The organism is Aeromonas sp. SrichE-2G, from assembly GCF_017939565.1.
Taxonomy (GTDB): domain Bacteria; phylum Pseudomonadota; class Gammaproteobacteria; order Enterobacterales; family Aeromonadaceae; genus Aeromonas; species Aeromonas taiwanensis.
The window spans coordinates 1-291 of the sequence record NZ_JAGKRG010000037.1; the positions used below are offsets into that span (position 1 = coordinate 1).

Below are 291 nucleotides of genomic sequence, written 5' to 3' on the forward strand. Positions count from 1 at the left end.
CAGCCAGAGTGTCACTGTCGTGGCAGCCGGTGGGGCCACCACAACGGTCTATGAAACGGCATTAGCGGATGGGCGCAATGAGCTGTCAGACCCGGCCCTGAACAGTGACACCCGAGAGGCGGTGAGCGGCACCTTCACAGTGAGCGCAACCGATGGTGTGGCGAGCATCACCGTGCTGGGTCAAAACTTTGTACCGGGCGGCGTGTTGCCACAGGGCATCAATACCGGTAATGGGTTGCTGGATATCACCAGCGTGACGTTGAGCGCGGATGGCAAGAGTGCGACGGTTGG

The 291-nt window shown here is 60.8% G+C and carries 1 protein-coding gene; it reads left to right on the plus strand.

Translation table 11 applies throughout. From position 1 onward, the window contains the following. A partial coding sequence (locus J9885_RS14900) for a hypothetical protein (RefSeq protein WP_210549906.1) occupies nucleotides 1–291 on the plus strand: 291 nt, incomplete at both ends.